The sequence below is a fragment of the Telluribacter roseus genome, assembly GCF_017355915.2.
Taxonomy (GTDB): domain Bacteria; phylum Bacteroidota; class Bacteroidia; order Cytophagales; family Spirosomataceae; genus Telluribacter.
The window spans coordinates 203,867-229,449 of record NZ_JAFEUV020000008.1 but is presented as its reverse complement, the minus strand read 5'-3'; the positions used below and the strand labels follow the sequence as shown (position 1 = coordinate 229,449).

Here is a 25,583-nt window from a genome sequence, read left to right as displayed (position 1 = left end):
CTCTTCTTATTTATATCCTCCTCCTATCTGAACATATATGATTAAACTTCTACGTATCCTTATCCTGCTGACACTACCCTGGATCACGACTAGTTGCTACGACTGCGGTCCTATGGGCGAGCCCTTTGTTGAAATAAGCCTACCCCAAAAAGATCAATTGATACGAATAAGTGCATTGGGGGCTAAATCTGACTCTATATTTAATAGGGATACGATGTCGCTATATTTCTCCTATAGTAGATTTCCCATTTCCCTGCTTCAGGATAGCACTACCTTTCTTTTCCACTTTCCCGACCACGTTGATACTCTTACTCTTTACTACCAAAGAGTATTTGATACAAGTAAAAAATGTGGCTACTATAATGACATCAAAGCACCGGAACGTGGACCGTACTACCGAAGTACCTTTCCAAAGGTACATGTAGAATATCACTCGTACCTGGGCTCACGGGAACCCGGACATTATGCTCTAAGAGGCATATACATCCAAATCCAGAATCAGTGATGAAGAAAAATATACATGCACTACTTTGGACGCTGCTGTGGCTCCACTTCCTGATTGGGCAAGTAGTCCATGGGCAAGTAACTGAGGTTGATACCAGCTCAAAAAGTACCCCAACCGCCCCTACTTTCAGAGAGTATTCGGTAGGTATAGACGTATTCAAGAATATTCCCTTCTGGCTGCAGGGTAATAAAGCTCCTGTTATTGAGTATGCCAATGGTACCCAGCGTAACCGGGGTATTTATGAGGTTACGTTTCGTAAAAGAATAGATAGGTACTACCACCTGACTGGCTTGCTTGGCTACACCCACCTAACGATCAACTATCCGAGCGGCGTAGAGGAGGCCAACCAGATCAATGGCTGGTATCTAAAGGCAGGCAGGGAACGGGCAACCGGCGATCGGCAGCGAACCCATTTTGGAATACTTGGTATCGTCACCTTCTGCCAGTATCGCACCGACCTCCGCTATGCGGGCCCTACCTACGGTGACTATACGGAGCGCCGCCTCGTCAACAACATAGGCGTTGGGGCGGAGCCTTACTTTGCTTTTGACTTTTTTCCGCAGTCCCGCTGGATGCTCCGCTGGGTTACCCGCCTGAACTATCACTACCGCCTGTTTGGTGAGGGATATACCCCCTACTACCCCGGAATTGGCATTGCAGGCGGCTATCACTTTACTATGTCGGCAGGTACCAGCCTGCAACTACATTATCAATTTAGAGGCCGTTAATCAGGTAGCGATTACTTTACTATTTATCTATTGCTGCAATACATTTTATTTAAGTAAATTTCTCATGTCACACCCCCTACTCTTCATCCTATGACTCCCGATCAGGCTTTTCAGATCGCTAACCTGCTGGTACTGCCGCAGTGGCTGCTTATGGCGGTAGCGCCCCGCTGGCGCTTTACACAATGGCTGGTGAGATCTTTTGTGATACCGGTACTGCTGGCGGTACTGTACGCCCTGTACCTGTTTGGCGGTGGTCCGGTAGATTTCGGAGCATTCAGTACGCTGGCGGGCGTGAAAGGACTTTTTCAGAACGGAGGCGATGAGGTTATGCTGGCGGGCTGGATCCACTACCTGGCTTTTGACCTGGTAGCGGGTAGTGTGGTGCTGCGCGACGCGCAGGAAAGAGAGGTGCCGCACTGGCTGATCGTGGTACCGCTCTTGTTCTGCTTTATGCTGGGACCAGTCGGTCTGCTGCTGTACTGGATTATCCGTACCATCCGACAACCCGGTACCGTACTTGCCCCTGAAAAGTAAAACAAAGTACCTAGGGTAGGCTCCCCCGGATTTCGTTACTACCTTTGCGCCGTACATACTGACGCCGGGTAAAGTAGCGTTACTCCTTTAATGAAAGACTTCAGCAGACAATGGATGGCCCTGAGCTTACTGTTTCTGATGCTTGTGAAAGCATGGGTGATGCCCCTGTTGTACCTTGACTACGAGCTTCGCCGCGACTACATCATCAAGAATCTGTGCGTCAACCGCAACCGGCCCCAGCTACGCTGCAACGGCAAATGCTACCTGGCCAAGCGCCTGGCCGACAGCCGCAAACAGGAAGAACGCCAGGCTGAGCAAAGCTTCATGTACAGCCTGCTTGTTCAGGTAGCGGAGGGATGGGACCATCCAACGCTCTTTCAGCCCCCCCAGACACAAGTGCTGGATCTTCCTACTCCCAGCTATTCGTATACTGCCTCTCTGGTAGTCTCTACGGCCGTTGATGACATCTTTCATCCGCCATCAGTAGCCTAATATCTCCCTTTCTATTTTTATCAAATGCACCTGCTGCGTAGTGGCTGTCACGGCCTTATACCGTGACCGGCTTATCCACTAGCGCCGGGTACTACTCTTTTTTTATTTCTTCATTACATTACCTGCATTACCATGAAAGGTCTCTCTTACTTTATATATAGTCTTTTTGCTGCCCTTGCTTTCTCGGCACTTCTACTAGCCTGTACCAACTCTAATGAGATAGCTCCTACCGGTACGGGTGAGCTGACGCTGGAATTTGACAATGTAGCCGGCACCAAAAATGTTGTCCTCGGCAGTGGTACCTACCAGAATGCCGCGGGCGAAAGCTTCACCGTAGACCTCCTCAACTACTTTGTATCAAACATCAAGCTACTGCGCGCCGATGGCACCCACTATACCGTACCGCAGGACTCGAGCTACTTCCTGATCCGGGAAGCGGAGCGGCAGTCGCAGTTTGTGAAGCTGAAAAATGTACCCGCCGGAGAGTACGTGGGCGTAGAGTTTGTGGTGGGTGTGGATAGTCTGCGCTCCGTGTCGGACATCAGCAAACGTACGGGAGTACTTGACCCGGCGGATGCCTCACACGAAGGCAACAGCATGTACTGGTCCTGGAACTCGGGCTATATATTCCTGAAAATGGAAGGTACTTCTCCGCAGGCTCCGGCCGACGCCGCGGGCAACCGCAAGTTCAGGTACCATATCGGCGGCTTTGGTGGGTATAGCACGCCTACCTTTAATAACATACATACCGTACGGCTCCAGTTTGGTTCCGATAAAGCGCAGGTAGGGCCTAGCTCCTCCCCCGAAGTACACCTGCTGGCAGATGTACTTAAAGTCTTTAACGGTCCTGCTCAGGTAAGCTTAGCCACCAATCCGACGGTCATGGTGTCGCCGTTTTCGACAACAATTGCCAACAACTACGTCAACATGTTCAGCTATGACCACATGCATAGCCACAGCCACTAGTGATATGATAAGCCTACTTCGTCTTACCCTGTACAGCTTTCTGATGGGTACTGGTCTTACTCTGCTCTCCTGCCAACCCGAGCGGGAGAGCCCCGAACCGGAGCCGGCTACTAAGCCTACCCCTTACAACTGGACCAAGCCCCGTCACTTTCCGGAGCCGGTGTACGATTTCCAGGCCAATCCGCTGACGGCGGAGGGCGTGGAGCTGGGCAAATTCCTGTTTTACGACGGTATCCTGTCCCGCAATGGCCTCATTGGCTGCGGTACCTGCCACCAGCAGGCTTCGGCCTTTACGCACCACGGCCACGACCTCAGCCACGGCGTAGATGATCGGCTGGGTAAGCGCAATGCGCAGTCCGTACAGAATATGGCCTGGAGCCCGGTGTTCTTCTGGGACGGGGGTGTCCATGATCTGGACTTTGTGCCCTTCAATGCCATCGAAAATGAGGTGGAGATGGACGAAAAGGTAGGTAATGTACTGGATAAGCTCCGCAAGACTCCTGACTACCCCAGGCGGTTCAGGTCAGCGTTTGGTAGCGACGAGATCACTACTGAGCGCATGATGAAGGCGCTGTCGCAGTTTATGCTCACGATGGTGTCGGCTACCTCACGCTACGACTACTACACCATGGGCGATGCCTCTGCCCTCAACACGCAGGAGCGGCAGGGACTGACTCTATTCAAGCAGCACTGTAGCTCCTGCCATAGCGGTGAGCTATTTACCGACCACAGCTTCCGGAACAATGGCCTCCGGCCGCTGCCCGGTAACGACCTGGGGCGATATGACGTTACACAGGTCGAAACAGATCGTTACACCTTCAAGGTACCCAGCCTGCGCAACGTAGGTCTTTCCTCGCCTTACATGCACGATGGGCGCTACTATACGCTGGAAGAGGTACTGGATCACTATACGGACAGCGTGTTCAGCTCCCTGACACTCGATCCCATCCTCAAAAACGACACGGGTAAAGGGGGCTTGACGCTCTCCCCCACCGAGAAGCAGGCCATCATAGCCTTCCTGAAAACGCTGAACGACGACCAGTTTATCCGGGACCGTCGCCTCTCTGACCCCGGTATCGGCAATGCATTCTAATTGTTATTTATTCTAACACTTCTACGTGATCTCTACGTCACTATGACTACTTATATACTCCTACGCACCAGGCGCTGGTGCGTACTGCCCCTCCTGCTCGTCCTGTTGCTGGCCCCAGGTATTGCCTTTTCGTGTGATGTGTGTGGCTGCGCCAACGGGGGCTCCTACTTCGGCATGATGCCGCAGGCGCATCGCGCTATGGCTGGTGTGCGCTACCAGTACCTCCACTTCGATACCCACCCTACCAGCCAGGTACTTCATACACAGGAAACGTTTCGTATCACTGAACTATACGGCCGTTTTTTTCCGGTGAAGCGGGTGCAGGTGCTGGCGTTTCTGCCCTACCGATTCGACGAGCAAATCACTACCTCGGAGGTAAAGCAGCAGCAGGGCTTTGGCGACGCTACGGTACTGGCCTCTTACAATGTACTCAACACATTTATGGACAGTGACGAGTCGCGGCGCTTTAACCATACACTGCTGATAGGAGGAGGCATCAAGCTTCCGACCGGGCGTTTCCGCTACAACGCCGAGAATCCTCTGGAAGTAGCCAATGCCAACTTCCAGCCCGGTACCGGCAGCACGGATTTTATCGCCAACGCATTTTATACTATTACTCAGGACAAATGGGGGCTGGCGCTCAACGTGTCCCGGAAGTTTAATACAACCAACTCGCAGGGGTACCGCTTCGGCAACCAGTGGTACGGGACGGCCGAGCTGTACCGTACCTTCTCACTCGGCAACCTTTCGCTGGTGCCGCATCTGGGGGTATACGCGGAGCATTCGGCGCACGGTAGCCAGGATCAGAAACTACTAACCGAAACGGGCGGCAGCCTGCTGAATGCCACGGCCGGCGCTACCCTGTTTGCCAACCACTGGATGCTGGGGATCACGGCCCAGCGGCCCCTGGCTCAGAACCTGTCGGGAGGCCACGTGGTAGCCCGGTCACGGGCGCTGGTGCAGGTAGCGTGGCTTTTTTAAAATAGGGTTAACAGAGGGTGCATGGGCTGGTTTCATGGTTTTTGTTAACTTGCCCATGTTATCTATCACCCTATTTACTATCCACTCTTCTATGATTCGTACCCTCTACCTCCTCTTGCTTTCAGTATGTTTAGTATGCATTGGTATTCCGGCCTCCGCCCAGATCAGGTTTGAAAGAGGCTCCTGGGAAAACGTGAAGGCAAAGGCCAAAGCTGAGAAAAAACTGATTTTTGTAGATGTCTATGCTATCTGGTGCGGCCCCTGCAAGGTACTCAACCGGCAGGTATTCAGTACCAAAGAGGTCGGCGAGAAAATGAACTCCTTCTTTATCAGCTACAAAGCGGATGCCGAAGCAGGTGGTCGCCCCCTGGCGCTCCAGTACAGTGTCAAAGCCTACCCGACGGGCCTCTTCCTGGACCATGAGGGAAAAGTAGTACACCAGTTTGTCGGCTTCCGGCCTGTACACGAGTTTCTGGCCGAGGCCGACCGCGCCTTCCGCACTACCGAAAACGGTCTGGTATATAGTTTATATAAAGAAGCGTTCGACCAAGGAAGAAGAGACGCGGAGCTGCTACTTATCTACTTCAAGTTCCGGCGGATCTACAACCTGCCTACCCACGAGCAACTGGAACAGGTACTGGCCGACACTCCCGCCGACTCACTCCAGGTACCCAATTGGCAGAAGCTCATTGCTCAGAATACGGAGTGGGCCCGGGGCAAAGGCTTTGAGTGGTTGCTGACACAGAAGCAGACGCCGAACATCAAAAATCGGCTCGAGTTTATTATCAGTAATAGCATCCGCGTGGCTCAGGAGAAAAAAGACCTTGAGGCATTCCAGCGCACTCTAGCCTACCTGGATGAGATTGAAGAACCCAGAGCTGCCCGTGAGCTGAAAACCAGGTACGAAATAGGCTTTTATACCGAGACCAAAAAGCTGGATAAGCTAACCCAGTCGGCGGAGCGGTACCTGCAGGAAGAAGTCACCCCCTACCTCACCGAAGAAACCCAACAGCACAACCCGGAAGCCTACAAAAAGGCCCAGGACCGGCTTAGCTCTCTCTGCTGGACCTACATCAACCACATCAACAAAGACAAGCTATCCCGGATATGTGACTGCATGGCGGGCCTGATCCAGAAAGAGCAGAACCCCCACATACTGAACCAGTATGCTTCGCTCCTCTACAAGCAGGGCAACCGGCAGGAAGCGATTGAGGCACAGACACAGGCCCTAACCCTTGCGCAGGACCTCAACCTCGAGGAGGCAAAAGATTTTGAGAGTACCCTGAAGCAAATGAAGCGTAACAAGCTATAAGCAGGCTCCTTAGCAGGTTGAGCAGCGGCTTCTGCTGACAAAAAATCAGCAAAAAACGTCTACTGGCTACGATGTACTTATACTTCTCACGATTCTTCGTAACTTTGTGAGTTAATAGAACTTGTTACTATTCGTAGGAGGAACAGAAACAAACAGTTTCAGAAATTGTACCTCTTATATATCCAACAGATAACCGGGCAGTAGCTCAGCATAACCATGTTTGAAAGCTTACAGGATAAACTCAATAACGCCTTCCGCACGCTCAAAGGGAAGGATCGTATATCGGATATTAACGTAGCCGCTACGACCAAAGAAGTACGCCGTGCCCTGGTCGACGCCGACGTAAACTTTAAGGTAGCCAAAGAAATTACGGACCGCATCAAGGATAAGGCCCTCGACCGGAAGATCCTGATTTCGGTAGAGCCGGGTCAGATGTTCGTGAAGATCGTGCAGGAGGAGCTGACCGAACTTATGGGTGGACAGGCCGAGAGCATCAACATCAAAGGTGACCCGGCCGTGATCCTGATCGCAGGTCTGCAGGGATCGGGTAAGACTACCTTCTCGGGTAAACTAGCCAGCATGCTCAAGAAGCAGGGCCGTAACGTACTCCTTACCGCCTGTGATATTTACCGTCCGGCGGCGATAGACCAGCTCAAAGTACTGGGTGAGCAGATCGGAGTAGAAGTATACGCCGAACCCGAAAACAAAAATGCGGTAGAGATTGCTCAGAACGCCATTGCACAGGCTCGTAAAACTGGCAAGAAGATCGTGATTGTGGATACGGCGGGTCGTCTGGCGGTGGATGAAGCCATGATGCAGGAGGTAGAAAACATCAAGAAGGCCATAAATCCCAGTGAGATCCTGTTTGTAGTGGACTCCATGACCGGTCAGGATGCGGTAAATACAGCTAAGACCTTCAACGACCGCCTCAACTTCGACGGCGTAGTACTTACCAAGCTCGACGGAGATGCCCGTGGTGGAGCGGCTCTGTCTATCCGCCAGATCGTGGATAAGCCGATCAAATTTATCAGTACGGGTGAAAAAATGGAGGCTCTCGATGCCTTCCACCCCGATCGTATGGCGAGCCGTATCCTGGGTATGGGTGACGTGATCTCACTCGTAGAGCGCGCTCAGCAGGCCTTTGACGAAGACGAAGCCAAGCGCATCAACGCCAAGATGCGTCAGAACAAGTTTGACTTTGACGACTTCCTGGGGCAGCTGCAGCAGATCAAGAAGATGGGTAACGTGAAGGACCTGATCGGGATGATTCCCGGTATGGGCAACGCCATCAAAGATCTGGACATTGACAACGACTCCTTCAAACCCATTGAGGCCATTATCCAGTCTATGACCAAGAAGGAGCGCGAAAATCCGGACATTATCGATGGCAGCCGGAAGAAACGGATTGCTACCGGTAGTGGTACTTCTATCCAGCAGGTTAATAACCTGCTCAAGCAGTTTGACGAGATGCGCCGGATGATGAGAAAGATGAATACCATGCAGGCAGCCGGAAAGGTTGGCAAGATGCTGAAAAAATAATATCCTTTGTATCAATAGCTGACCTCCAGGACTTACTCATTCTGGAGGTCTCTTTTTATCTATGAAACGAGCTTTTCTCCTTTTCCTTTTTGTATTGGCGGCCAATGGTGTATTTGCACAGGCATCCGTAGGCTACTACCCATGGAGCGGGTTATTATCGGTAAGTACCAATCCCAATCGCCCCCTGTGGCTGGACACCCGCGTCCAGACCAACTCCCTATTCAGCAGCCTCAGCCTAGACCTGCTACCGCTCGTCACCATCAAACGGACCGAGGTAGTGCAGTGGTATGCGGGGGGCGGTCTGCGTCTGAACCCGCTCTACCGGATTGCGGACCCGCGGGCCAGCTTGATCACCGTGGATGGCTACTCGATCAATGCCGGAGTACGGGCGGCTCCTTTTGCGGCCAACCGCCGTATCCAGCTCGCGCTCGAGCTCAATCCCTACGTAAAGGATGACCTGGCCAGCGGAGTGCTCAAAACGCACTTCGGCCTCATCTATGTTTTTGATAAAAAAGAAAAAGACCAGTAGGTACTGACGATGAGCTGGGTGTATCTGATTATAGCGGGTCTTTTTGAGGTAGGGTTCACAACCTGTCTGAAGCTATCCAATAACTTCTCCAACCACAAGTGGAGTACCGGCTTTGCGTTGTGCATTGGCCTCAGCTTTTACTTTCTGAACAAAGCCATTCAGCACATTCCTATGGGTACGGCCTATGCCGTATGGACAGGTATCGGCGCGGTAGGTACCGCTCTGCTGGGGATTATTCTCTTTCAGGAGCCTGCCACCTTCTGGCGGGTGTTCTTTATCTTCACCCTGATCGCCTCTCTGGTAGGTCTCAAACTGGTAGCTTCCTAGAAATAAAAAAGCGGTGCGGAACAAAGGTCCCGCACCGCTTTCAGTATAAACTACTCTTCTTATTAATCCTCTTTCTTTGGCAGATTCAGGCTGCTGAAATCTCCCTTTTCCAGCGCTTCGGCCTTGCTGAACTGACGCATGGCTTCGCGATAGATATTATCTATAGGATTAAGTACCTGGTAGATCTCGTTGCTCAATCCATCCTTGCGCTGACGGCCCCATACGTAGCGGCCGATAAGTGCCTTCGTCTGAGCGACGATGACCGGCTTGGACCGCGACAGTTCGCTGTCGTTACGCTTGATACCTGCCTTCGAGGCCTCCTGTACCAGATCAGCCACCATGGCATCTGTTACGCTGAAGGTAGTGAGGTACTCCTTAAACGACATCTTCTCGAGCTTTTTCTGATTTGCACTTACATAGCGAAGCGCATAATCACGTATGATGTTCTTGGCGTACAGCTCAAACAGGTACTTGCTGTTCATGCTGGTATCTCGGGGAACGAATACATCGGGCATAATACCACCGCCTCCGTATACCACACGTCCGCCTTCGGTCTTATACCGCAGCTTCGGATCAAACTTGATGCTATCCTGTACGAAGAGCTCGCCGCTCTCGAAGCGCTTCTTCATATCTCTTTCGTACTCGTCGCCTTTACCCAGTTCGTAGGGTTTCTGAATACTGCGTCCGCTCGGAGTAAAGTAGCGCGAGATGGTCAGTCGCAGCTCGGATCCGTCCGAAAGCTTAACCGGCATCTGCACGAGTCCTTTTCCAAAGCTCCTGCGGCCTACTACCAGGGCACGGTCATGATCCTGCAGGGCTCCGGCCACGATCTCAGAGGCGGAGGCACTTCCTTCATCTACCATGACGATCACCGGCCCCTCTTCGAACATACCCGTAACATGGGCGCGGGTCTGGCGGTCAAAGCGGCTGTCTTTGCCATCGGTATACACCAGTAGTTTGTTACCGGCTATCATCTCGTCGGCAATGCTGGTAGCACGCTCCATGTAGCCGCCCGGGTTACCACGCAGGTCAAGCATCAGCTTTTTCAGTCCGCTGGCTTTCAGCGACGACAGCGCATTCTTGAACTCATCGTAGGTAGTTTCGGAGAAACGACTGATCTTGATGTACCCGATTTCTTCGTCCACCATATAGGCTGCCTCTACAGAGTAGGTAGGGATACGATCACGTTTTACGTTAAAAACCATAGGATCCTTAACGCCCGTACGGCCAATCTCAAGCTTTACTTCGGTACCACGGCGTCCGCGCAGCATCTTAAATACCTTAGCGTTGGTGACACCGGGTCCGGACAGCGGTTCTCCGTTTACTTTCAGGATCCGGTCACCGCTTTGGATACCCACCGTTTCCGAGGGGCCTCCGCTCAACGGAGTCACTACAAAAACGGTATCATTAAAGAGGTTGAACTCTACGCCAATCCCATCAAAGCCCGACTCCAGCTGCGACCGTGCCGCAGAGGCTTCGTCAGCATTGAAATACGTCGTATGGGGATCGAGCTTCTCGAGCATTTTCTGGATGGAATAATCTACCAGCTCGTCGGTATTGACCGAATCTACATAGTTATTCTCAATCAGCATCAGTACTTCTCTAAACTTCGCGTAGCCTTTGGCTACCTCAGTCAATTTTCTTCCTCCACTAAAAAAAGTAGCTCCCAGCAGCATTCCGGCTGCCATAGTTATACTCAAAATAATGGGCAAACGTACCACTGTACGCGAATTCTGAACCGGTTTATCGGGTGTAGGTTCGTTCATGCTATCTTCCTTTCATTGCTACTTAAACAATCACTTCCTTACAATACTATTCCTTAACGAGAAATAGAAGGTTTTCGTTGCGAAAAAAACAGGATATTCGGCGAGCAGCTAGCCAAATTCTATTTGGTTTGCAGCTCAACCAACAAACTTTTCTCCCGCCATTTCAACGAATAAGTCTAAAGCCTCCGGGTTGCGCATGGTATCGCGGCTAACTACCCGGGCTGGGTCATGGCCCATCAGTATTTTCTTGACGGGCGCTTCCAGCTTTTTGCCACTGATCGTATAGGGTATCTCAGATATCTCCAGAATAGCATCGGGTACATGGCGGGGACTAAACTGCGTCCGAAGCTCCTGGTTGATACGCGCCTTTAGCTCGTCGGTAAGCAGTACATCCGGCGCCAGCACTACAAAAAGGGGCATGTAGCCGCTCCCATCTTCCCGCTCAAGGTATATCACCAGGCTATCCTTGACCTCCGGTAAGCTCTCTACGGCACTGTATACCTCGGCCGTACCTATGCGCACACCACCCCGATTAAGGGTAGCATCGGAGCGCCCGTAGATAATGACCGAGTTGCGGGACGTGATCTTGATCCAGTCGCCGTGGCGCCACACACCAGGGTACATTTCGAAGTAGCTGCTCCGGTACCGCTCATTGTCCCGGTCGTTCCAGAAGTAGATGGGCATGGAAGGCATGGGCTGCGTAATCACCATCTCTCCCAGCTGATTCCGCACCGAGCGCCCGTCGTCATCGTAGGCTTCGAGCCGGCAGCCCAGCATGCGGCACTGGATTTCACCGGCGTATACGGGTAGCAGCGGACTGCCTCCGACAAAGGCGCTGCACACATCAGTACCTCCACTGAGCGATATCAGCCATACATCTTTCCTGACCTTCTGGTATATCCACTCGTACGCTTCGGGTATAAGGGGTGAGCCCGTAGAGCCGATGGTCTGCAGGTGGCGCAGGCGCTCGGTGGGTACCTGTACATCGGCCTTCATACAGGCAATGAAGTAGGCAGCCCCGCCTCCGAAGTGGTTGATCCGGGCCCGGTCGGCCAGCGTCCAGAGTACCTGCATAGTCGGATAAGCTACGGCTCCGTCGTATACCACCAGTGTAGCTCCCATCAGCAGAGAGGCTACCGAGTAGTTCCACATCATCCAGCCGGTAGTAGAGTACCAGAAGTAGCGGTCGCCGGCCTTGACGTTCTGGTGCAGGGCCAGTGCCTTAAAGTGCTCCAGCAGGCTACCTCCTACGCTATGGGTAATGGCCTTGGGCTTACCCGTGGTACCGGACGAGTAAAGTACCCAGATGGGATGATCAAACGGTACCGCCTCAAACTCAAGAGCGGCCGAAGGCGTGTCCAGTACATCATCCCAGTTGGTGACTCCTTCCATCTCGGCATTCTTGTCGAGGTAGTTGACCAGTACGGCCTCCTCTACCGAGGGCAGGGCGTTGAGCAGGTCCCGTAAGGCAGAGGTCTTATCAAATGATTTACCGTTATAGGTATAGCCGTCGGCGGCAATGAGTACCTTGGGCTCGATCTGCCGAAAGCGGTCAACGACGCTGGCGTGCCCGAAGTCGGGCGAGCAGCTGGACCATACGGCCCCTACGGCATTGGCAGCCAGAAACGCCACTACCGACTCCGGAATATTGGGAAGTACGGAGGCTACGCGGTCGCCGGGCTTTACACCTCGCTTGCGCAACCAGGTAGCTACGGCCGCAACCTGCTGCTCCAGGGTAGCCCAGGATACCTCAGTGAGTGACTGCCGCTCCGACTGGAACAGCAGCGCTGGCCGGTCTTTGGTTTTATTACGGAATACGTGTTCGGCGTAATTGAGAGTGGCCCGCGAAAACCAGCGGGTACCGATCATGTCGTTGCTATCGGACCGCCGCAACACATCAAGGTATATATCGTGTGATTTGATCTGGAAGTACTGCCAGATACTCTCCCAGAAGTCTTCTATATCGGTTACTGACCACTCCCACAAATCATGATAATCGCGGAAATAAAGTCCTTTTTTGACAAACAGCCAGTCCATATATTTTTTCAGGTTCGACTGCTCTATAAAGGAACCTCTGGGCTTCCAAAGAGGTTGTACTGATACATTCTGAGACATATAGGTTAGTGAAGGTAGGGGTGGACTAAATACCACGTATGAATTACAGTTAATACTAACGACAATTCCTAAGTTTTAGGATAAATATAGATTAAAATTCTTCGTGCTGAAATTTATCCTAACTTTGCACGCCCATTACAAAACGGGCTATAATTTTCTGATAGTCAGCCCAGTCACAAGCCACTAGATTTTGCAACAGCATTAAACTTATCAATTATATTCCTCCTACTGTATTAGCTAATAAAAAAATTTGGAAAGAGGACCAACTATCCAGTAGTGATACTGCATTCCTATGAAAAAACAAAATCGCAACTCCAAGAACACAAGATCATCGGGCCCGCGTAAATCAGGCTTCGCTCCTGCCCCGGAAAGCCGGTTTAGCAAACCCAGTATAAAGAAATCAAGCCTTAGACCGGGAGCTGCCCCTGCTAAGCGTAATGAAGATAACCGTACCGACCGGCCCCGACGGGACTACGATAATCGTCCCGAAGGAGAAAAACGTTTTGGAAAGTCGGGCTTCGGGAAGCCGGGTTTCGACAAACCAGGCTTTGGCAAGTCGGGCTACGGTAAGCCAGGCAACGATAAGCCAAGCTTCCGAAAAGATCGTCCTGAGCGTGGTGGAGACACGTTTAAACCTAAGGGTGAGTTTAGACCACGCCGGGAAGAAGGCTCTGACCGACCCGCTCGTCCCTTTGACCGCGAAAGGAATTCCGGCTTCAGATCAGAAGGCGGTTTTAAGCCAAGAAGAGAGGGCGGCTTTGATAAGCCGGGCAACGACAACCCAGGCTTCGATAGGCCCCGCCGTCCATTTAACCGTGACAACAACTCACAGGACGAACGCCCCCGCGGCGACTTCAAACCCAGACGCGAAGGCGGTTTTGATAAGCCGGGTTTCGACAAGCCGGGCTTCGACAAGCCTCGTCGTCCATTCAACCGCGATAACAACTCGCAGGATGAGCGTCCACGGGATGATTTCAAGCCAAGAAGAGAAGGAGATTTTGATGGCCCCCGTCGCCCATTCAACCGTGACAACAACTCACAGGATGAGCGCCCACGTGGCGACTTCAAACCCAGACGTGAAGGCGGTTTTGATAAGCCGGGTTTCGATAAGTCAGACTCGGACAAGCCCAGATTTGGCCGATCAGGATCTGATAAGCCCAGGTTTGACCGTCAGGACCAGGACCGTCCATCGCGCAGGAATAGTGATGAACCCTCTACCGAAGGACTCAGTCGTCGCGTAGGTCGTTTTGATAAAGCTCCCCGCTATGACTTCAGCCGCTACGAAGACAAACCGCGCGAAAAGCGTAAGGAAGGTGAAGGTGGCGAAGATCTGATGCGTCTGAACCGCTATATATCCAATGCGGGTATCTGCTCACGTCGGGAGGCTGATGATCTGATCGCATCGGGACAAATCTCGGTTAATAGCAAGACCATCACCGAAATGGGGTATAAAGTAAAGCCCACGGATGTAGTAAAGTACGGCAAGAAAGCGCTGAACCCGGAGCGGATGGTGTACATACTGCTCAATAAGCCGAAGGATTATATCACCACCACCGAAGATCCGGAAGATCGCAAGACGGTAGTGGACCTGATTGCAGGAGCTTGTCAGGAGCGCGTATATCCCGTAGGGCGTCTGGACCGTAACACCACCGGACTGCTGCTGCTTACCAATGACGGAGAGCTGGCCGAAAAGCTAACGCACCCATCAAGCGGTGTGAAGAAAGTATACCAGGCCGAACTGGATAAGCCCATTACCAACGAAGACTTTGAGGCTCTGCAGCAAGGTCTGGAGCTGGAGGATGGCTTTATCAAACCGGATGAGGTAGGTATCGTAACACCCGACGCCATGGTAGTAGGCCTCGAGATCCACAGCGGACGCAACCGCATCGTACGCCGGATGTTTGAGCACCTGGGCTACGAGGTAAAGAAGCTGGATCGTACCGTGTTTGCCGGTCTGAACAAGAAAGACCTGCCTCGCGGTAAGTGGCGGTTCCTGACGGAGAAAGAAGTGATACGACTGAAATTCCTTTTGTAGTAGTACTTTAAGGATATAAAAGGGAAAGCCCCGGCACATACGTCCGGGGCTTTCTTGTTGTATTACTCTCAATTGGCAAGCACTCTCTGGTATTACTTCACGCTTACTACCTCTACCTCAAAGGCCAGCGGTGCGTAAGGCATAATTGTGTACTGGCCTGTCTGCTGGTTTACGCGGCCACTGCGGCCATAGCCTAGATTAGATGGGAATATCAGTACGGCTTTCTCGCCGGTACGTAGCTTACGGATTCCCTGGTCAAATCCCGGGATCATAGTACCCAGGCCTGTCACGTACTCGAGGGTACCCTTGTCAAACTCAGTACCCTTCATCAGCTTACCGGAGTAGTTCACTTTTACCGTCTTACCCGCGCCGATCGTATCACCACTTACTGTATTCAGACGGATGATGTGGAGGTTATTGGCCATCTTTTCGGTTCCGCTATACTCCTTCGTCGCTATGTAATCATGTATCTGCTTTAACTCCGTCCGCAGCGCAGCTATCTCCATCTCCACCCGAATCACTGAGTAGGCCGGAATACTTCGGTATTCCACATTTCCAAACGCCAGGTAGTATGGTAGCAACAAGGTAGCTTTTTCGCCCGTACGCAACAGACCTATGGCCCGCTCCATACCGGGTAGTAATAAACCAATACCTGCCGGAAATACCAAAGGCTTCTGCTTCATGGTTTCTGTACTATCGATGAGTGTTCCGTCCAGGGTATACATTCTGAAATATATACTGGCTTCATCCCCGATCTGAGCTTTCTGTCCGGAGGGATTGGTCTGCTGCATGATATAGTGCAAACCCGACGAATCCGCTACCGCCGTTAGGTTCCGTGCTGTCAGATACTTCTTAATCTGATCTTCATTCTCCTGTATCTTATTAGATTCCTGATTAGTCAAAAAATCATTACAAGAACTTAGCATCACTGCCAGTGCCATACACACTACTGCTGTCCACTTTTTAAGCATAAAACAATGTAAAGTAAAATAAGGTAAAATTTGGGTTAATAAGGGATTGCGTTACTGCTTCACTCTAGTACGTAGCTTCGGGCAGGTTTGTTGCACCGGCCCGAAGCTATCTACTCTAAGAGTATAACCAACGGGGGAAGGTTGGAAAGCAGTCCGAAAATAATCAGGCTGCCTTCTTTTTCTGAAGTTGCTCGTAGTATTTACAGAAATGAGTCAGCGGACACTCGTGACACTTGGGGGTACGGGCCAGGCATATGTACCGGCCGTGCAGGATCAGCCAGTGGTGCGACTTAGGTACCAGCTCCTTAGGAATATATGGCATCAGGCTCTTCTCCACCGCCAGTGGCGTAGTGGCCGTACGGGGTACCAGCCCCAGCCGGTGCGACACCCTGAACACGTGCGTATCTACAGCCATAGTAGGCTGGTTGAATATAATAGAAGTTATGACGTGGGCAGTCTTGCGTCCTACGCCCGGCATACGCTGTAGCTCCTCCACGGTAGCAGGTACTTCCCCGCCAAACTCCTCCACCAGCATACGAGCCATACCTACCAGGTGCTTGCTTTTGTTGTTGGGGTACGACACCGACCGTATATAGGAGAATACCTCCTCGGCCGTAGAGGCCGCCAGCGACTGTGGGTCCGGGAAACGCTCAAACAACGTGGGGGTAATGGCATTGATTCGTTTATCAGTACACTGCGCCGACAGGATCACCGCCACCAGCAATTCATACGCATTACCGAATTGTAGCTCTGTCTCAGGTTGGGGGAAATGGGTAGTAAAGTAATCGAGGAAAAGTCGAAAACGCTCTTTCTTCTGCATGCTAATTATACTCTAACGGTAAGGCAATAAAAATCTACCTTCCTGCTTATGCTGTTGAAGCAGGAAGGTAGTGTACAAACAAAACAACCGACAGAAATATCTATACAGACAGTTCGGCCGGTTGATTTATAGTATATTGACAGGAATAATCCAGCACCCTTTCGATCACCCGATCGGATGGCGTTCGGGTGATGCGGTTCATCTGATGCTGTATCTCGAGCGCGTCGAGGTAGAAGTTCATCAGTTCATCGTCAAGGGCGAGTGCCTCAACAATCAGGGCGTTTTCCTCTTGGGTTGTTTCGGCATACAGATACCGTACAACATCATCGTAAGTAAAAGTTTTGGTCATATTGCGGAGTACGTTGGCTAAATTGCTTGCGCAAATTAATCAGCGCGTAACGCATCCTCCCCAATGCCGTATTAATGCTCACCCCTGTGGCATCGGCGATCTCCTGAAAGCTCATGTCCTCATAGTGGCGCATGATGAGTACCTGCCTTTGCACGTCGGGTAACCGCTGGATCATCTCCCGCAGCTGCTCATGTGTTTCCTGACGAATCTGGATCGACTCTACCGAATCTTCCGAAAAGTCAAGTGTATTAAACACATTGCTTCCATCTTCAAACACTACATTGGGGTAGCGTTTATCACGTCTGAAATAATCAATTGCGAGGTTGTGAGCGATACGAATAATCCATGGCAAAAACTTACCCTCTTCGTTGTACTTACCTGACTTTATAGTATCGACTGCCTTGATCAGTGTGTCTTGCAATAGATCTTCGGCAACGTATTGGTCTTTTACAATCAGATAAATAGTCGTATAGATTCTGGACTTGTGACGCTGAACCAGCTTTTCAAAAGCTTTTTCATTGCCACGGATGTACAGCGATACCAACTCACTGTCGCTAACTAGGACTTTATCCATTTAAGTTGTTCGATTTAGTTAACGTAGAGCCGTGTATCGATATTGTACCTCCTTTCGTTTTTAGTCTGGGTAATTAAGAAGCTTATTTTATTGGGCCTTTTTCTTTAGGTATATCAAAGAAATATATTAGATCATTGATTTGCAAGCATTCTATTTGCTTTTTTTCGATTAACGCCGGGGATTAACAATTGTTAACAAGTTTTGGGCCCGATTTTTATGGTTGCACCTCTACTTGGGCATTTTGTACTCATTCGGCGAAAAACTAGAACTATTGCAACTTTTCCGCAAATATCTAAACTCTGAACTACTACCGATAGTTCAGAAAGTAAGACTCAGGTTTTATGACTATTTAGTAAACGGTAAAAAAGCTACCCGGATCGGAGCGCTGGTTACTGGTACTTCGTATCTGTTCCCAAATTACTACCTTTGCCGGAGTAGCTGATGGCAGGCATCCGGGTGTTCGGAATGTATATACGAAGATTGACCTTCCTAAGTTCAATCAAATCCTAATTTATAGTTATAATCTTAGTCATATTTAATACAAATATCTTTATGAAATATAGTAAGCACGTTTTTATCTGTACAAACCAGAAAGATGCTCCCAAGAAATGCTGCGGACGTGAACATGGACTCGCCCTGGTAGATGCTTTCAAAACAGGGATGAAAGAGCGTAAACTGATGCCTGAGATGCGTGCGCAAGGTACCGCCTGCCTGGATATGTGTGCCTTTGGACCGGCGGTAGTAGTGTATCCCGAGGGAGTATTTTATGGAAATGTACAACTTTCGGATGTAGAAGAGATTATAGAAAGCCACCTGGTAAATAATACGCCTGTAGAGCGGCTCAAGCTGGACGTTTAGTCCGTAAGCCGACTTTCTGCCATAAGTGAGGTAAGAGGAGATAAAAAGAATAACCTGTGAAGTATAAGCATCTGTTTTTTGACCTGGACCATACCCTGTGGGACTTTGAGCGTAACTCGTCCGAATCACTCCTGGAAATATTTGAACGGTTTGAACTGGCAGGCCATGGCGTAACCTCCTGCGACGAGTTTATCGGTACGTTTTCCCGCATCAACCTGGCCCTCTGGAAGGCCTTTGATCAGGGTACTTATACGCATACCTACATTCGGGAGAATCGTTTCCGGATGGTTTTTGAGGAGATGGGACTGGTAGCCCCTACCTGCTGTTCCGAACTCGGTGAGTGCTACCTGGAGCTACTGCCCCAGAAAAAGTACCTGCTCGAAGGAGCGCTGGATGTACTGGATCATGCGGCCGGGCAAGGGTATGTGCTGCACATCGTCACCAATGGCTTTGACCATGTGCAGGCGAAGAAGATGCAAAACTCAGGAATATTCCACTACTTCACCCATATCATTACCAACGAAAAGGCACAGGCTAAGAAGCCCGATCCGCGCATATTTGCCTACGCGCTGGAACTGGCCCGCGCCCGGCACGAAGAGTGCATCATGATCGGTGATAACTGGGAAGCGGATATACTGGGGGCCAAGCGCTTCGGACTGGATACCGTCTACTACAACCCGCTGGGCCTGCAGTACGACGAGGTACCCACGCACGACATCCGTCACCTTCACGAGCTGAAAGCGATAATCTAAACACGAGGCGGCCTACTGGGCCGCCTCATTCATATTATTGAGCTGCTCCACCCGGAACTCCATCATAGAGGCAATATTCAGCGCCCGTACCTTCACTTCGGCGGCTTTTTCGCCTTCAAACAATTCATCTACCGTTTCGTAAAACAGGACCAGCCACCGATCGAAGTGGTGGGGCCTCAGCGGATGCTGCTGGGTAAGCCGGAAGTGCGGCGGCATGGGCCGGCCACGGTACCCTCCCGTTCCGAACAGGATGTTCTCCCAGAAGTCATACATCTTGGGCAGGTGCAGGTCCCAGTTCACCCGGGCTACTTCACTAAACAGCGGCCCGATCAGTTGGTCCTCCCGGACCTTGCCATAAAACGTATTAACCAGTAGCTCTACATCGGCTCTGGTAGTTATATCAGGAAGCATAGTACGTAGTTATATACATAGTAGGGTACTACCATGGGGTAGTACATCTCTCTCTTCAACACAACAAAGGTACTTCTGCGTTCGGAATCAGCGAATGACATTCATCAGCCTCGGTTTGATTCGGCAAATCCGGAGGCATTTATATACCTTTGCTTCCCAAATTCCAGGAACACATCTAATCTCATTTTCGCAGCGTCCTATGTCTGGTACTCTACTGGTTGTAAAGATCGGCGGCAACGTCATTGATAATCCCGAAGCCTGCTCCCGATTCCTGCAGGCCTTTGCCCAACTCCCCTCTCCCAAGATACTCGTACACGGTGGTGGTAAAGTAGCTACGCAGGTAGCCGCCAAGCTGCAGATCGAAACCCAGATGGTAGACGGCCGCCGCATCACCGACCGCCCCATGCTTGACGTAGTGACGATGGTATACGGAGGACTGGTCAACAAGAATCTGGTGGCGCAGCTACAGGCGCAGGGCTGCAATGCCATCGGTCTCACGGGAGCCGACGGGGGCATTATCCGATCGGTAAAGCGCCCGGTGAAGGAGATAGACTATGGTTTTGTGGGAGATATTGAAGCCGTTAATACCACTCAGGTAGAGGCTCTGCTGCAAAGTGGGCTGGTACCTATTATAGCCCCGTTAACTTATAGTGCCGAAGGTGTACTACTCAACACCAATGCCGATACCATGGCCTCCGCCATGGCCGTGGGTATGGCGGAGCGCTACGAGGTGAATCTGGTGTACTGCTTTGAGAAAAAGGGTGTCCTCTCCGACCCTGATGACGACAATGCCGTCATCTCTTCCCTGAATCCGGACTCATACGCCAGCTACAAAGCGGAGGGCGTCATCAACAAAGGAATGATACCTAAGCTGGACAATGCATTTAAGGCGCTACAGGAGCAAGTCAGCCGCGTGACCATCTGCCATGCTGATGATCTGGCCGCCGCTACGAGCGGTTCAGCGGGTACTATTCTCTCACTCCAATAGGAGGCTACACAAGTGTAACCGATTGATACATTTGGAATTAGTTGTTATGCTTTTTAAAATTTTTTAATTTTGAGGAGGTAATCATGTGTAGATAGGTAGAAGTAATCCTCCTCAACGAATGTCTCGTCTAAAAACCAAGCTTGCTGCTATACTCCTGATAGGTAGCCTCCTTTCAACTCTGGAAGGATACTCCCAATCCGTGACCTTTTATAAGGATGTGCAGCCCATTATTCATAACAACTGTTCAGTGTGCCATCGTCCGGGTGAGGCCGCGCCTTTTTCCCTTATCACGTACGATGATGTAGCCAAGCGATCGAAGTTTATCCGGAAGGTGGTAAGCAGCCGCTATATGCCTCCCTGGAAAGCCGACGACCACTATACCCAGTTTGCTAATAACCGCTCGCTGAGTGATAAGGAAATAGAAACGCTGGTAGCTTGGATAGACGCTGGCACTCCGAAAGGGAAAGTAAAGCAGGATGCCGAAAAAGCCCTGCTGGAACGAGCCATCGCTGGTACGGCTTACCACCGCAAGCCCGACCTGACCCTCAAAATGAGCGAAGCCTACGTACAGAAAGGCGACGGTAAGGAGCGCTTCATCATGTTCAAGGTTCCTTTTGAGCTGGCGCAGCGGGCCAACATTGAGGCCATTGAATTTACGTCCAACGACAAAAAGATCATCCACCACGCCAACTTTGCTATTCACCCCGTGGAGGACACAGTCATAAATTTACATAATACGGTCAATGTCGTAGATATGAACGGCGAGTCGGCCAGCCAGTACTACCAGTGGGTGAAGTACAAGAAAGAAATGAGCTACTACGGGGGCTGGGTACCTGGTGCCTCTCTCGAGACGTACCCCAAAGATATGGGCTGGGAAATGCCCCGCCGCGGTGTTATGCTCCTCACGGTACATTACGGGCCTTCGGCTCTGGATGCCGAGAGTATCAATGGTGTTAACTTTTTCTTCAAGAATACCCCTATCAAGCGAAAGGTAAAGGTGATCAGTCTGGGATCGGGGGGCATCGGTGAGAAAGACATCACTCCGCCCTTTATGCTCTTTGCGGATGAAGTCAAGACCTTCACCCTCCGGATAGCCAATAACCAGCCCGACGTGTCGCTGCTCTCGGCCTGGCCGCACATGCACCAGCTAGGCAAGACATTTAAGGCCTATGCCACCCAGGCCAACGGAGATACTATACCGCTGGTACGGATACCGGACTGGGATTTTCGCTGGCAGGAGATATACCGTTATCAAAAGCCGGTGCTGCTACCGAAGGGTGCTGTTGTGCATATAGAAGGTACTTACGACAACACGGCCCAGAACCCCATGAACCCGAACAACCCGCCCAAGCTGGTACTTTCGGAAGGTAACATGCGGAGTGATCAGGAAATGATGACACTGCTGCTGATGTATGTAGTACGTGAGGAAGGCGACGACCAACTGACGTTCGACTGGCAGATCTCTTCCAAATAGCTCTAAAAAACTTTCCATATGGCTGCTTGCGCACCTGATATGTACCGGAAGAGAATAGGCTCTTTCCTTGTGGGAGCTATGGTACTCATGGGGGTAGAAGCCTCTGCCCAGTCCCTCTTTACCCGCCTCACACCCAAAGCCAGTGGTGTTGACTTCGTGAATAAGATTCAGGAAAACGACTCCCTGCACATATTCCGGTACGAGTACCTCTACAACGGCAATGGCGTAGGCATCGGGGACTTCGACGGGGACGGACGGCCCGACCTGTTCGTGTCGGGCAATACGGTAAAGAACAAGCTGTACCTCAACCGCTCGGCCCAGACGCCCGGCAGCATCCGGTTTGAAGATGTGACTCGCAAAGCCAACGTAGCCGGCAACGGTACCTGGAGTACAGGTGTCAGCGTGGTGGATGTCAATGGTGACGGACTGCTGGACATCTACGTCTGCCACTCGGGCTTCTTCCGTGACTCTACCAGGCTCGCCAACGAGTTGTACATCAACCAGGGTGTAAAGAATGGGGTACCTGTATTCAAGGAGATGGGAAAACAGGCGGGCCTGGATGCGCCCGGTACCTTGTCTACTCAGGCGGCCTTCTTTGACTACGACCGCGACGGCGATCTGGATATGTTTCTGCTGAACCATTCTAACCATACCGTTAATCCGCTGCTGAACACCCGGCAGATACGTCGTACCCCGAGCCGCCACTTTGGCAACCGCCTCTTCCGGAACGACAGCCAAAACGGCCAATTGAAATTTACGGATGTGACGCTCAACTCCGGTATCATCAACAATGCCCTCAACTTCGGCCTGAGCGTGACGGTAGCCGATATCAATCAGGATGGCTGGCCCGACCTGTACACTACCAGCGACTATACCGAAGTGGACTGCTACTACGTCAACAACCGCAATGGCCGTGGCGACGGACCGACCTTTACCGAGTCCCTTAAGCAGTCGTTCGCGCACGTTTCCAAGTTTTCGATGGGAGCGGATGTAGGTGACTTTAATAATGACGGCCGACCGGATGTACTTACGCTGGACATGCTCCCCGAGGACAACCACCGGCAGAAGCTCCTGAAGGGCCCCGATCAGTACGACCAGTACCACCTGCTGCTCGACAGCGGCTATTACCACCAGCAGATGCGGAACATGCTCCACCTCAACGTGGGACTGGATGCAGAGAAACGGGTCCGATTTAGTGAAATAGGACAACTTGCGGGCATCTCCAACACCGACTGGAGCTGGGCCGGCCTTATGGCTGACTTTGACAACGACGGCTGGAAGGACATCCTGATCACGAATGGCTACCTGCGCGACTTCACCAACATGGATTTCCTGAAGTATACTGTAGCCGATGAGCAGCTAAAGGAAGCCGCCAAGGGCAACCTGAACTTCAGGACCTACGGACTGGTGCAGAAAATGCCGTCCAACAAGCTACGCAACTATATATTCCGTAACCGGGGAGGCGAAACCGCCAACCTGCTGGGATTTGAAGATGTGTCGCAGTCGTGGGGGCTGACGGAGGCTACCGTGTCAAATGCCGCCGCCTATGCCGATTTCGACGGGGACGGTGACCTGGATCTGGTAGTTTCCAACATCAATGAGCCACTCCACATATACCAGAATAACGCTGCCCAAAAGCAGTACCTGACCGTCCGGTTGGAAGGCAAAGCCTCTAACTCGCAGGCCCTGGGGGCGAAGGTATGGGTATATGCCGGGGGGCAGCAGCAGTACAAAGAGCTGTATCCGGTACGGGGTTACCAGTCCTCGGTCACGACTGATCTGCATTTCGGGCTGGGTAAAGCTACCGCCATCGACTCCGTGGTGATCGTCTGGCCTATGGGCGCGCGTTCTGTACTACCGGCTCCGGCTCCCAATCAAATAGTAGAAGTAAAGGAACCGGCTACTGGCACTCCTGCCAAGGCTCTTGCTCAGCAGGTAGCCAAACCTACCCTATTCGAGCAGCTCGCGCCGGAAGCAACGGGGCTGGATTTTTACCATCAGGAAAATGATTTTGTAGACTTCAAAGTAGAAGTACTCCTGCCCTACCAGCTTTCGCGTATGGGACCGGCTCTGGCGCGGGGCGACGTCAACGGCGATGGTCGGGAAGACCTGTACTTTGGCGGTGCGGCCAATCAGTTTGGGGTACTGTACCTCCAGACAGCCAATGGCAAGTTCATAGCTGCCTCTGCCCAGCCGTGGCGACAGCATGTGGTATCAGAGGAAGTAGGGGCGCACTTCTTTGATGCTGATCAGGATGGGGATCTGGACCTGTACGTAGTTTGCGGCGGGAACGAATACGAGGATCAGTCGCCCGAGTACCAGGACCACCTCTACCTCAACCAGGGTGATGGTACTATGCTCTACGCCCCGGCAGCGCTTCCGGCCATGCTCAGCAGCAAGCAGTGCGTAGTGAGCGCCGACATAGACGGTGATGGCGACCTGGACCTGTTTGTGGGAGGACGGGCCGTACCCGGCTCTTACCCCGAAGCCGCCCGTAGCTACCTGCTGCGCAACGATGGTACACCCGGACAGCCCCGCTTCACCGATGCCACAGCCGAGTGGAGTCCCCTCCTGCTCAACCCGGGCATGATCACCGCCGCTACCTTTGCCGACCTGGATGCCGATGGCCGCAAGGACCTGGTGCTGGCAGGTGACTGGATGGGGATTCGTACGTTCCGTAACAAATCCAATGGCTTTGAAGAGGTAAAAGACAAGAGCCTGCTCAATACCGAAGGGATGTGGGCCTCCATTACCGCTACTGACCTGGATGGGGATGGGGATATGGACTTCATAGTGGGCAACAGCGGGCTGAACAACCAGTTTAAGGCTTCGGTGGGTAAGCCCATGATACTACACTACGATGATTTTGATAAGAATGGTGTCATTGATCCAATCACCAGCTACTACGTGGGCGACAAGAGCTTCCCGATGTTTTCGAGGGATGAGATGCTGGACCAGATGGTACCACTCCGCCGTAAGTATACCTCCTACGCCTCCTACGCCGATGCCACCACCGAAGACCTGTTCGGTAAGGCTGCCGTTGAGAAAGCCCGGAAGCTCTACTGCCGCCAGCTATCCAGTGTAATTCTGGAAAATAAAGGGGGCTTCACCTTTGCTGTTCATGAACTACCCCAGACCGCCCAGGTATCCCGCATCAGCGGTATCGTGGCAGATGATGTGGATGGCGACGGAAAAACAGACCTGGTTGTGGCGGGTAACTTCTTACCCTACCGGGTGCAGTTGGGGCCTTGTGATGCTTCCTTCGGCCTTTTTCTTAAGCAAATAGGGCCTATGCGTTTTGAGCCGGTAGGCCCCGAGCAGTCCGGACTATGGGCGGGTGGCGATGTGCGCTCCATGACGCTTATCAACTCCGGAGCCCAGCAGAAGTGGCTGGTTGTGGGGCGCAACGAGGACGAAGTACTGGTATTCAGGATCAATCAACCCCATAAATAGGGACAGCAGGA

General features: G+C 51.8%; 23 protein-coding genes. 16 read left to right on the top strand and 7 right to left on the bottom strand.

The genetic code is table 11. The annotated features are described in order from the left end of the window. Positions 1-504 precede the first annotated feature (504 nt). The 10 genes from JTN23_RS16250 (at position 505) to JTN23_RS16205 (ending at position 9,006) form a co-directional block, all read left to right on the top strand. On the top strand, positions 505-1,233 hold the full coding sequence (locus JTN23_RS16250; protein ID WP_247236037.1) for a hypothetical protein: 729 nt from the start codon (positions 505-507) through the stop codon (positions 1,231-1,233). A 90-nt stretch (positions 1,234-1,323) separates the two neighbouring features. Next, positions 1,324-1,767 carry an ABA4-like family protein gene (locus tag JTN23_RS16245; protein ID WP_247236036.1) on the top strand — a complete coding sequence of 148 codons (444 nt, stop codon included), beginning with the start codon at positions 1,324-1,326 and terminating at the stop codon, positions 1,765-1,767. A 90-nt stretch (positions 1,768-1,857) separates the two neighbouring features. Continuing rightward, positions 1,858-2,259 carry a hypothetical protein gene (locus JTN23_RS16240; protein WP_247236035.1) on the top strand — a complete coding sequence of 134 codons (402 nt, stop codon included), beginning with the start codon at positions 1,858-1,860 and terminating at the stop codon, positions 2,257-2,259. A 132-nt stretch (positions 2,260-2,391) separates the two neighbouring features. After that, on the top strand, positions 2,392-3,225 hold the full coding sequence (locus tag JTN23_RS16235; RefSeq protein WP_247236034.1) for an MbnP family protein: 834 nt from the start codon (positions 2,392-2,394) through the stop codon (positions 3,223-3,225). Between the two features lie 4 nt (positions 3,226-3,229). Continuing rightward, entirely contained in the window at positions 3,230-4,318 is a 1,089-nt protein-coding gene (locus JTN23_RS16230) for a cytochrome-c peroxidase (RefSeq protein WP_247236033.1), read from the top strand. A 42-nt stretch (positions 4,319-4,360) separates the two neighbouring features. Further along, positions 4,361-5,299: a transporter gene (locus tag JTN23_RS16225; RefSeq protein ID WP_247236032.1), complete on the top strand. Its 939-nt coding sequence runs from the start codon at positions 4,361-4,363 to the stop codon at positions 5,297-5,299. 91 nt (positions 5,300-5,390) lie between these two features. Continuing rightward, positions 5,391-6,611, top strand: coding sequence for a thioredoxin family protein (locus JTN23_RS16220; RefSeq protein WP_247236031.1), 1,221 nt, complete (start codon positions 5,391-5,393; stop codon positions 6,609-6,611). A 216-nt stretch (positions 6,612-6,827) separates the two neighbouring features. Next, entirely contained in the window at positions 6,828-8,150 is a 1,323-nt protein-coding gene (gene ffh / locus JTN23_RS16215) for a signal recognition particle protein (protein ID WP_247236030.1), read from the top strand. Positions 8,151-8,211: 61 nt separating this feature from the next. Further along, entirely contained in the window at positions 8,212-8,679 is a 468-nt protein-coding gene (locus tag JTN23_RS16210) for a hypothetical protein (RefSeq protein ID WP_247236029.1), read from the top strand. Positions 8,680-8,688: 9 nt separating this feature from the next. Further along, the gene (locus JTN23_RS16205; RefSeq protein ID WP_247236028.1) at positions 8,689-9,006 is read left to right on the top strand and encodes a DMT family transporter; all 318 of its coding nucleotides are present in this window, start codon (positions 8,689-8,691) and stop codon (positions 9,004-9,006) included. Positions 9,007-9,068: 62 nt separating this feature from the next. Here JTN23_RS16205 and JTN23_RS16200 read toward each other — a convergent pair whose 3' ends face one another. Next, entirely contained in the window at positions 9,069-10,772 is a 1,704-nt protein-coding gene (locus tag JTN23_RS16200; RefSeq protein WP_247236027.1) for a S41 family peptidase, read from the bottom strand. Between the two features lie 135 nt (positions 10,773-10,907). After that, positions 10,908-12,887: an acetoacetate--CoA ligase gene (locus tag JTN23_RS16195; protein ID WP_247236026.1), complete on the bottom strand. Its 1,980-nt coding sequence runs from the start codon at positions 12,885-12,887 to the stop codon at positions 10,908-10,910. A 292-nt stretch (positions 12,888-13,179) separates the two neighbouring features. On the opposite strand from JTN23_RS16195, the gene JTN23_RS16190 reads away from it, so the two are divergent. Beyond that, complete coding sequence (locus JTN23_RS16190; protein WP_247236025.1) at positions 13,180-14,922, top strand: pseudouridine synthase; 1,743 nt, start codon at positions 13,180-13,182, stop codon at positions 14,920-14,922. Between the two features lie 92 nt (positions 14,923-15,014). Here the strand turns inward: JTN23_RS16190 and JTN23_RS16185 are convergent, their stop codons facing one another. The 4 genes from JTN23_RS16185 to JTN23_RS16170 all read right to left on the bottom strand — a co-directional run bounded on the left by JTN23_RS16185 (position 15,015) and on the right by JTN23_RS16170 (position 17,636). Then, the gene (locus JTN23_RS16185; RefSeq protein ID WP_247236024.1) at positions 15,015-15,824 is read right to left on the bottom strand and encodes an FKBP-type peptidyl-prolyl cis-trans isomerase; all 810 of its coding nucleotides are present in this window, start codon (positions 15,822-15,824) and stop codon (positions 15,015-15,017) included. 232 nt (positions 15,825-16,056) lie between these two features. Next, a complete protein-coding gene (nth, locus tag JTN23_RS16180) occupies positions 16,057-16,713 on the bottom strand; it encodes an endonuclease III (protein ID WP_247236023.1) in 657 nt (218 codons plus the stop codon). A gap of 100 nt (positions 16,714-16,813) precedes the next feature. After that, positions 16,814-17,062 (bottom strand): hypothetical protein, encoded by a 249-nt coding sequence (locus tag JTN23_RS16175; RefSeq protein WP_247236022.1) that lies wholly within the window; start codon positions 17,060-17,062, stop codon positions 16,814-16,816. Then, complete coding sequence (locus JTN23_RS16170; RefSeq protein ID WP_207507275.1) at positions 17,037-17,636, bottom strand: RNA polymerase sigma factor; 600 nt, start codon at positions 17,634-17,636, stop codon at positions 17,037-17,039. The genes JTN23_RS16175 and JTN23_RS16170 overlap by 26 nt, the downstream gene beginning before the upstream one ends. Positions 17,637-18,188: 552 nt before the next feature. Between JTN23_RS16170 and JTN23_RS16165 the strand changes: the two genes are divergently transcribed. Then, a complete protein-coding gene (locus JTN23_RS16165; RefSeq protein ID WP_247236021.1) occupies positions 18,189-18,494 on the top strand; it encodes a (2Fe-2S) ferredoxin domain-containing protein in 306 nt (101 codons plus the stop codon). Between the two features lie 56 nt (positions 18,495-18,550). Beyond that, the gene (locus tag JTN23_RS16160; protein ID WP_247236020.1) at positions 18,551-19,246 is read left to right on the top strand and encodes a YjjG family noncanonical pyrimidine nucleotidase; all 696 of its coding nucleotides are present in this window, start codon (positions 18,551-18,553) and stop codon (positions 19,244-19,246) included. A 12-nt stretch (positions 19,247-19,258) separates the two neighbouring features. Here the strand turns inward: JTN23_RS16160 and JTN23_RS16155 are convergent, their stop codons facing one another. Further along, positions 19,259-19,657, bottom strand: coding sequence for a group III truncated hemoglobin (locus JTN23_RS16155; RefSeq protein ID WP_247236017.1), 399 nt, complete (start codon positions 19,655-19,657; stop codon positions 19,259-19,261). 199 nt (positions 19,658-19,856) lie between these two features. Here JTN23_RS16155 and argB point away from each other — a divergent pair, with 199 nt between their 5' ends. From argB to JTN23_RS16140, 3 genes are all read left to right on the top strand, one after another. Beyond that, positions 19,857-20,645, top strand: a complete 789-nt coding sequence (argB, locus tag JTN23_RS16150) for an acetylglutamate kinase (RefSeq protein ID WP_247236015.1) — start codon at positions 19,857-19,859, stop codon at positions 20,643-20,645. 118 nt (positions 20,646-20,763) lie between these two features. Continuing rightward, complete coding sequence (locus JTN23_RS16145; RefSeq protein WP_247236013.1) at positions 20,764-22,119, top strand: cytochrome c; 1,356 nt, start codon at positions 20,764-20,766, stop codon at positions 22,117-22,119. A gap of 18 nt (positions 22,120-22,137) precedes the next feature. Beyond that, the gene (locus tag JTN23_RS16140; RefSeq protein WP_247236011.1) at positions 22,138-25,572 is read left to right on the top strand and encodes a VCBS repeat-containing protein; all 3,435 of its coding nucleotides are present in this window, start codon (positions 22,138-22,140) and stop codon (positions 25,570-25,572) included. Positions 25,573-25,583: the final 11 nt, after the last annotated feature.

What these genes read in the sequence shown, in the direction of transcription:
- JTN23_RS16155 (WP_247236017.1), bottom strand. Translation starts at nt 19,657, where the DNA reads ATGCTTCCTGATATAACTACCAGAGCCGATGTAGAGCTACTGGTTAAT.
- JTN23_RS16195 (WP_247236026.1), bottom strand. Translation starts at nt 12,887, where the DNA reads ATGTCTCAGAATGTATCAGTACAACCTCTTTGGAAGCCCAGAGGTTCC.
- JTN23_RS16210 (WP_247236029.1), top strand. Translation starts at nt 8,212, where the DNA reads ATGAAACGAGCTTTTCTCCTTTTCCTTTTTGTATTGGCGGCCAATGGT.
- JTN23_RS16205 (WP_247236028.1), top strand. Translation starts at nt 8,689, where the DNA reads ATGAGCTGGGTGTATCTGATTATAGCGGGTCTTTTTGAGGTAGGGTTC.
- nth (WP_247236023.1), bottom strand. Translation starts at nt 16,713, where the DNA reads ATGCAGAAGAAAGAGCGTTTTCGACTTTTCCTCGATTACTTTACTACC.
- ffh (WP_247236030.1), top strand. Translation starts at nt 6,828, where the DNA reads ATGTTTGAAAGCTTACAGGATAAACTCAATAACGCCTTCCGCACGCTC.
- JTN23_RS16165 (WP_247236021.1), top strand. Translation starts at nt 18,189, where the DNA reads ATGAAATATAGTAAGCACGTTTTTATCTGTACAAACCAGAAAGATGCT.
- JTN23_RS16225 (WP_247236032.1), top strand. Translation starts at nt 4,361, where the DNA reads ATGACTACTTATATACTCCTACGCACCAGGCGCTGGTGCGTACTGCCC.
- JTN23_RS16170 (WP_207507275.1), bottom strand. Translation starts at nt 17,636, where the DNA reads ATGGATAAAGTCCTAGTTAGCGACAGTGAGTTGGTATCGCTGTACATC.
- JTN23_RS16235 (WP_247236034.1), top strand. Translation starts at nt 2,392, where the DNA reads ATGAAAGGTCTCTCTTACTTTATATATAGTCTTTTTGCTGCCCTTGCT.
- JTN23_RS16140 (WP_247236011.1), top strand. Translation starts at nt 22,138, where the DNA reads ATGGCTGCTTGCGCACCTGATATGTACCGGAAGAGAATAGGCTCTTTC.
- JTN23_RS16250 (WP_247236037.1), top strand. Translation starts at nt 505, where the DNA reads ATGAAGAAAAATATACATGCACTACTTTGGACGCTGCTGTGGCTCCAC.
- JTN23_RS16245 (WP_247236036.1), top strand. Translation starts at nt 1,324, where the DNA reads ATGACTCCCGATCAGGCTTTTCAGATCGCTAACCTGCTGGTACTGCCG.
- JTN23_RS16240 (WP_247236035.1), top strand. Translation starts at nt 1,858, where the DNA reads ATGAAAGACTTCAGCAGACAATGGATGGCCCTGAGCTTACTGTTTCTG.
- JTN23_RS16190 (WP_247236025.1), top strand. Translation starts at nt 13,180, where the DNA reads ATGAAAAAACAAAATCGCAACTCCAAGAACACAAGATCATCGGGCCCG.
- JTN23_RS16200 (WP_247236027.1), bottom strand. Translation starts at nt 10,772, where the DNA reads ATGAACGAACCTACACCCGATAAACCGGTTCAGAATTCGCGTACAGTG.
- JTN23_RS16230 (WP_247236033.1), top strand. Translation starts at nt 3,230, where the DNA reads ATGATAAGCCTACTTCGTCTTACCCTGTACAGCTTTCTGATGGGTACT.
- JTN23_RS16220 (WP_247236031.1), top strand. Translation starts at nt 5,391, where the DNA reads ATGATTCGTACCCTCTACCTCCTCTTGCTTTCAGTATGTTTAGTATGC.
- JTN23_RS16145 (WP_247236013.1), top strand. Translation starts at nt 20,764, where the DNA reads ATGTCTCGTCTAAAAACCAAGCTTGCTGCTATACTCCTGATAGGTAGC.
- argB (WP_247236015.1), top strand. Translation starts at nt 19,857, where the DNA reads ATGTCTGGTACTCTACTGGTTGTAAAGATCGGCGGCAACGTCATTGAT.
- JTN23_RS16175 (WP_247236022.1), bottom strand. Translation starts at nt 17,062, where the DNA reads ATGACCAAAACTTTTACTTACGATGATGTTGTACGGTATCTGTATGCC.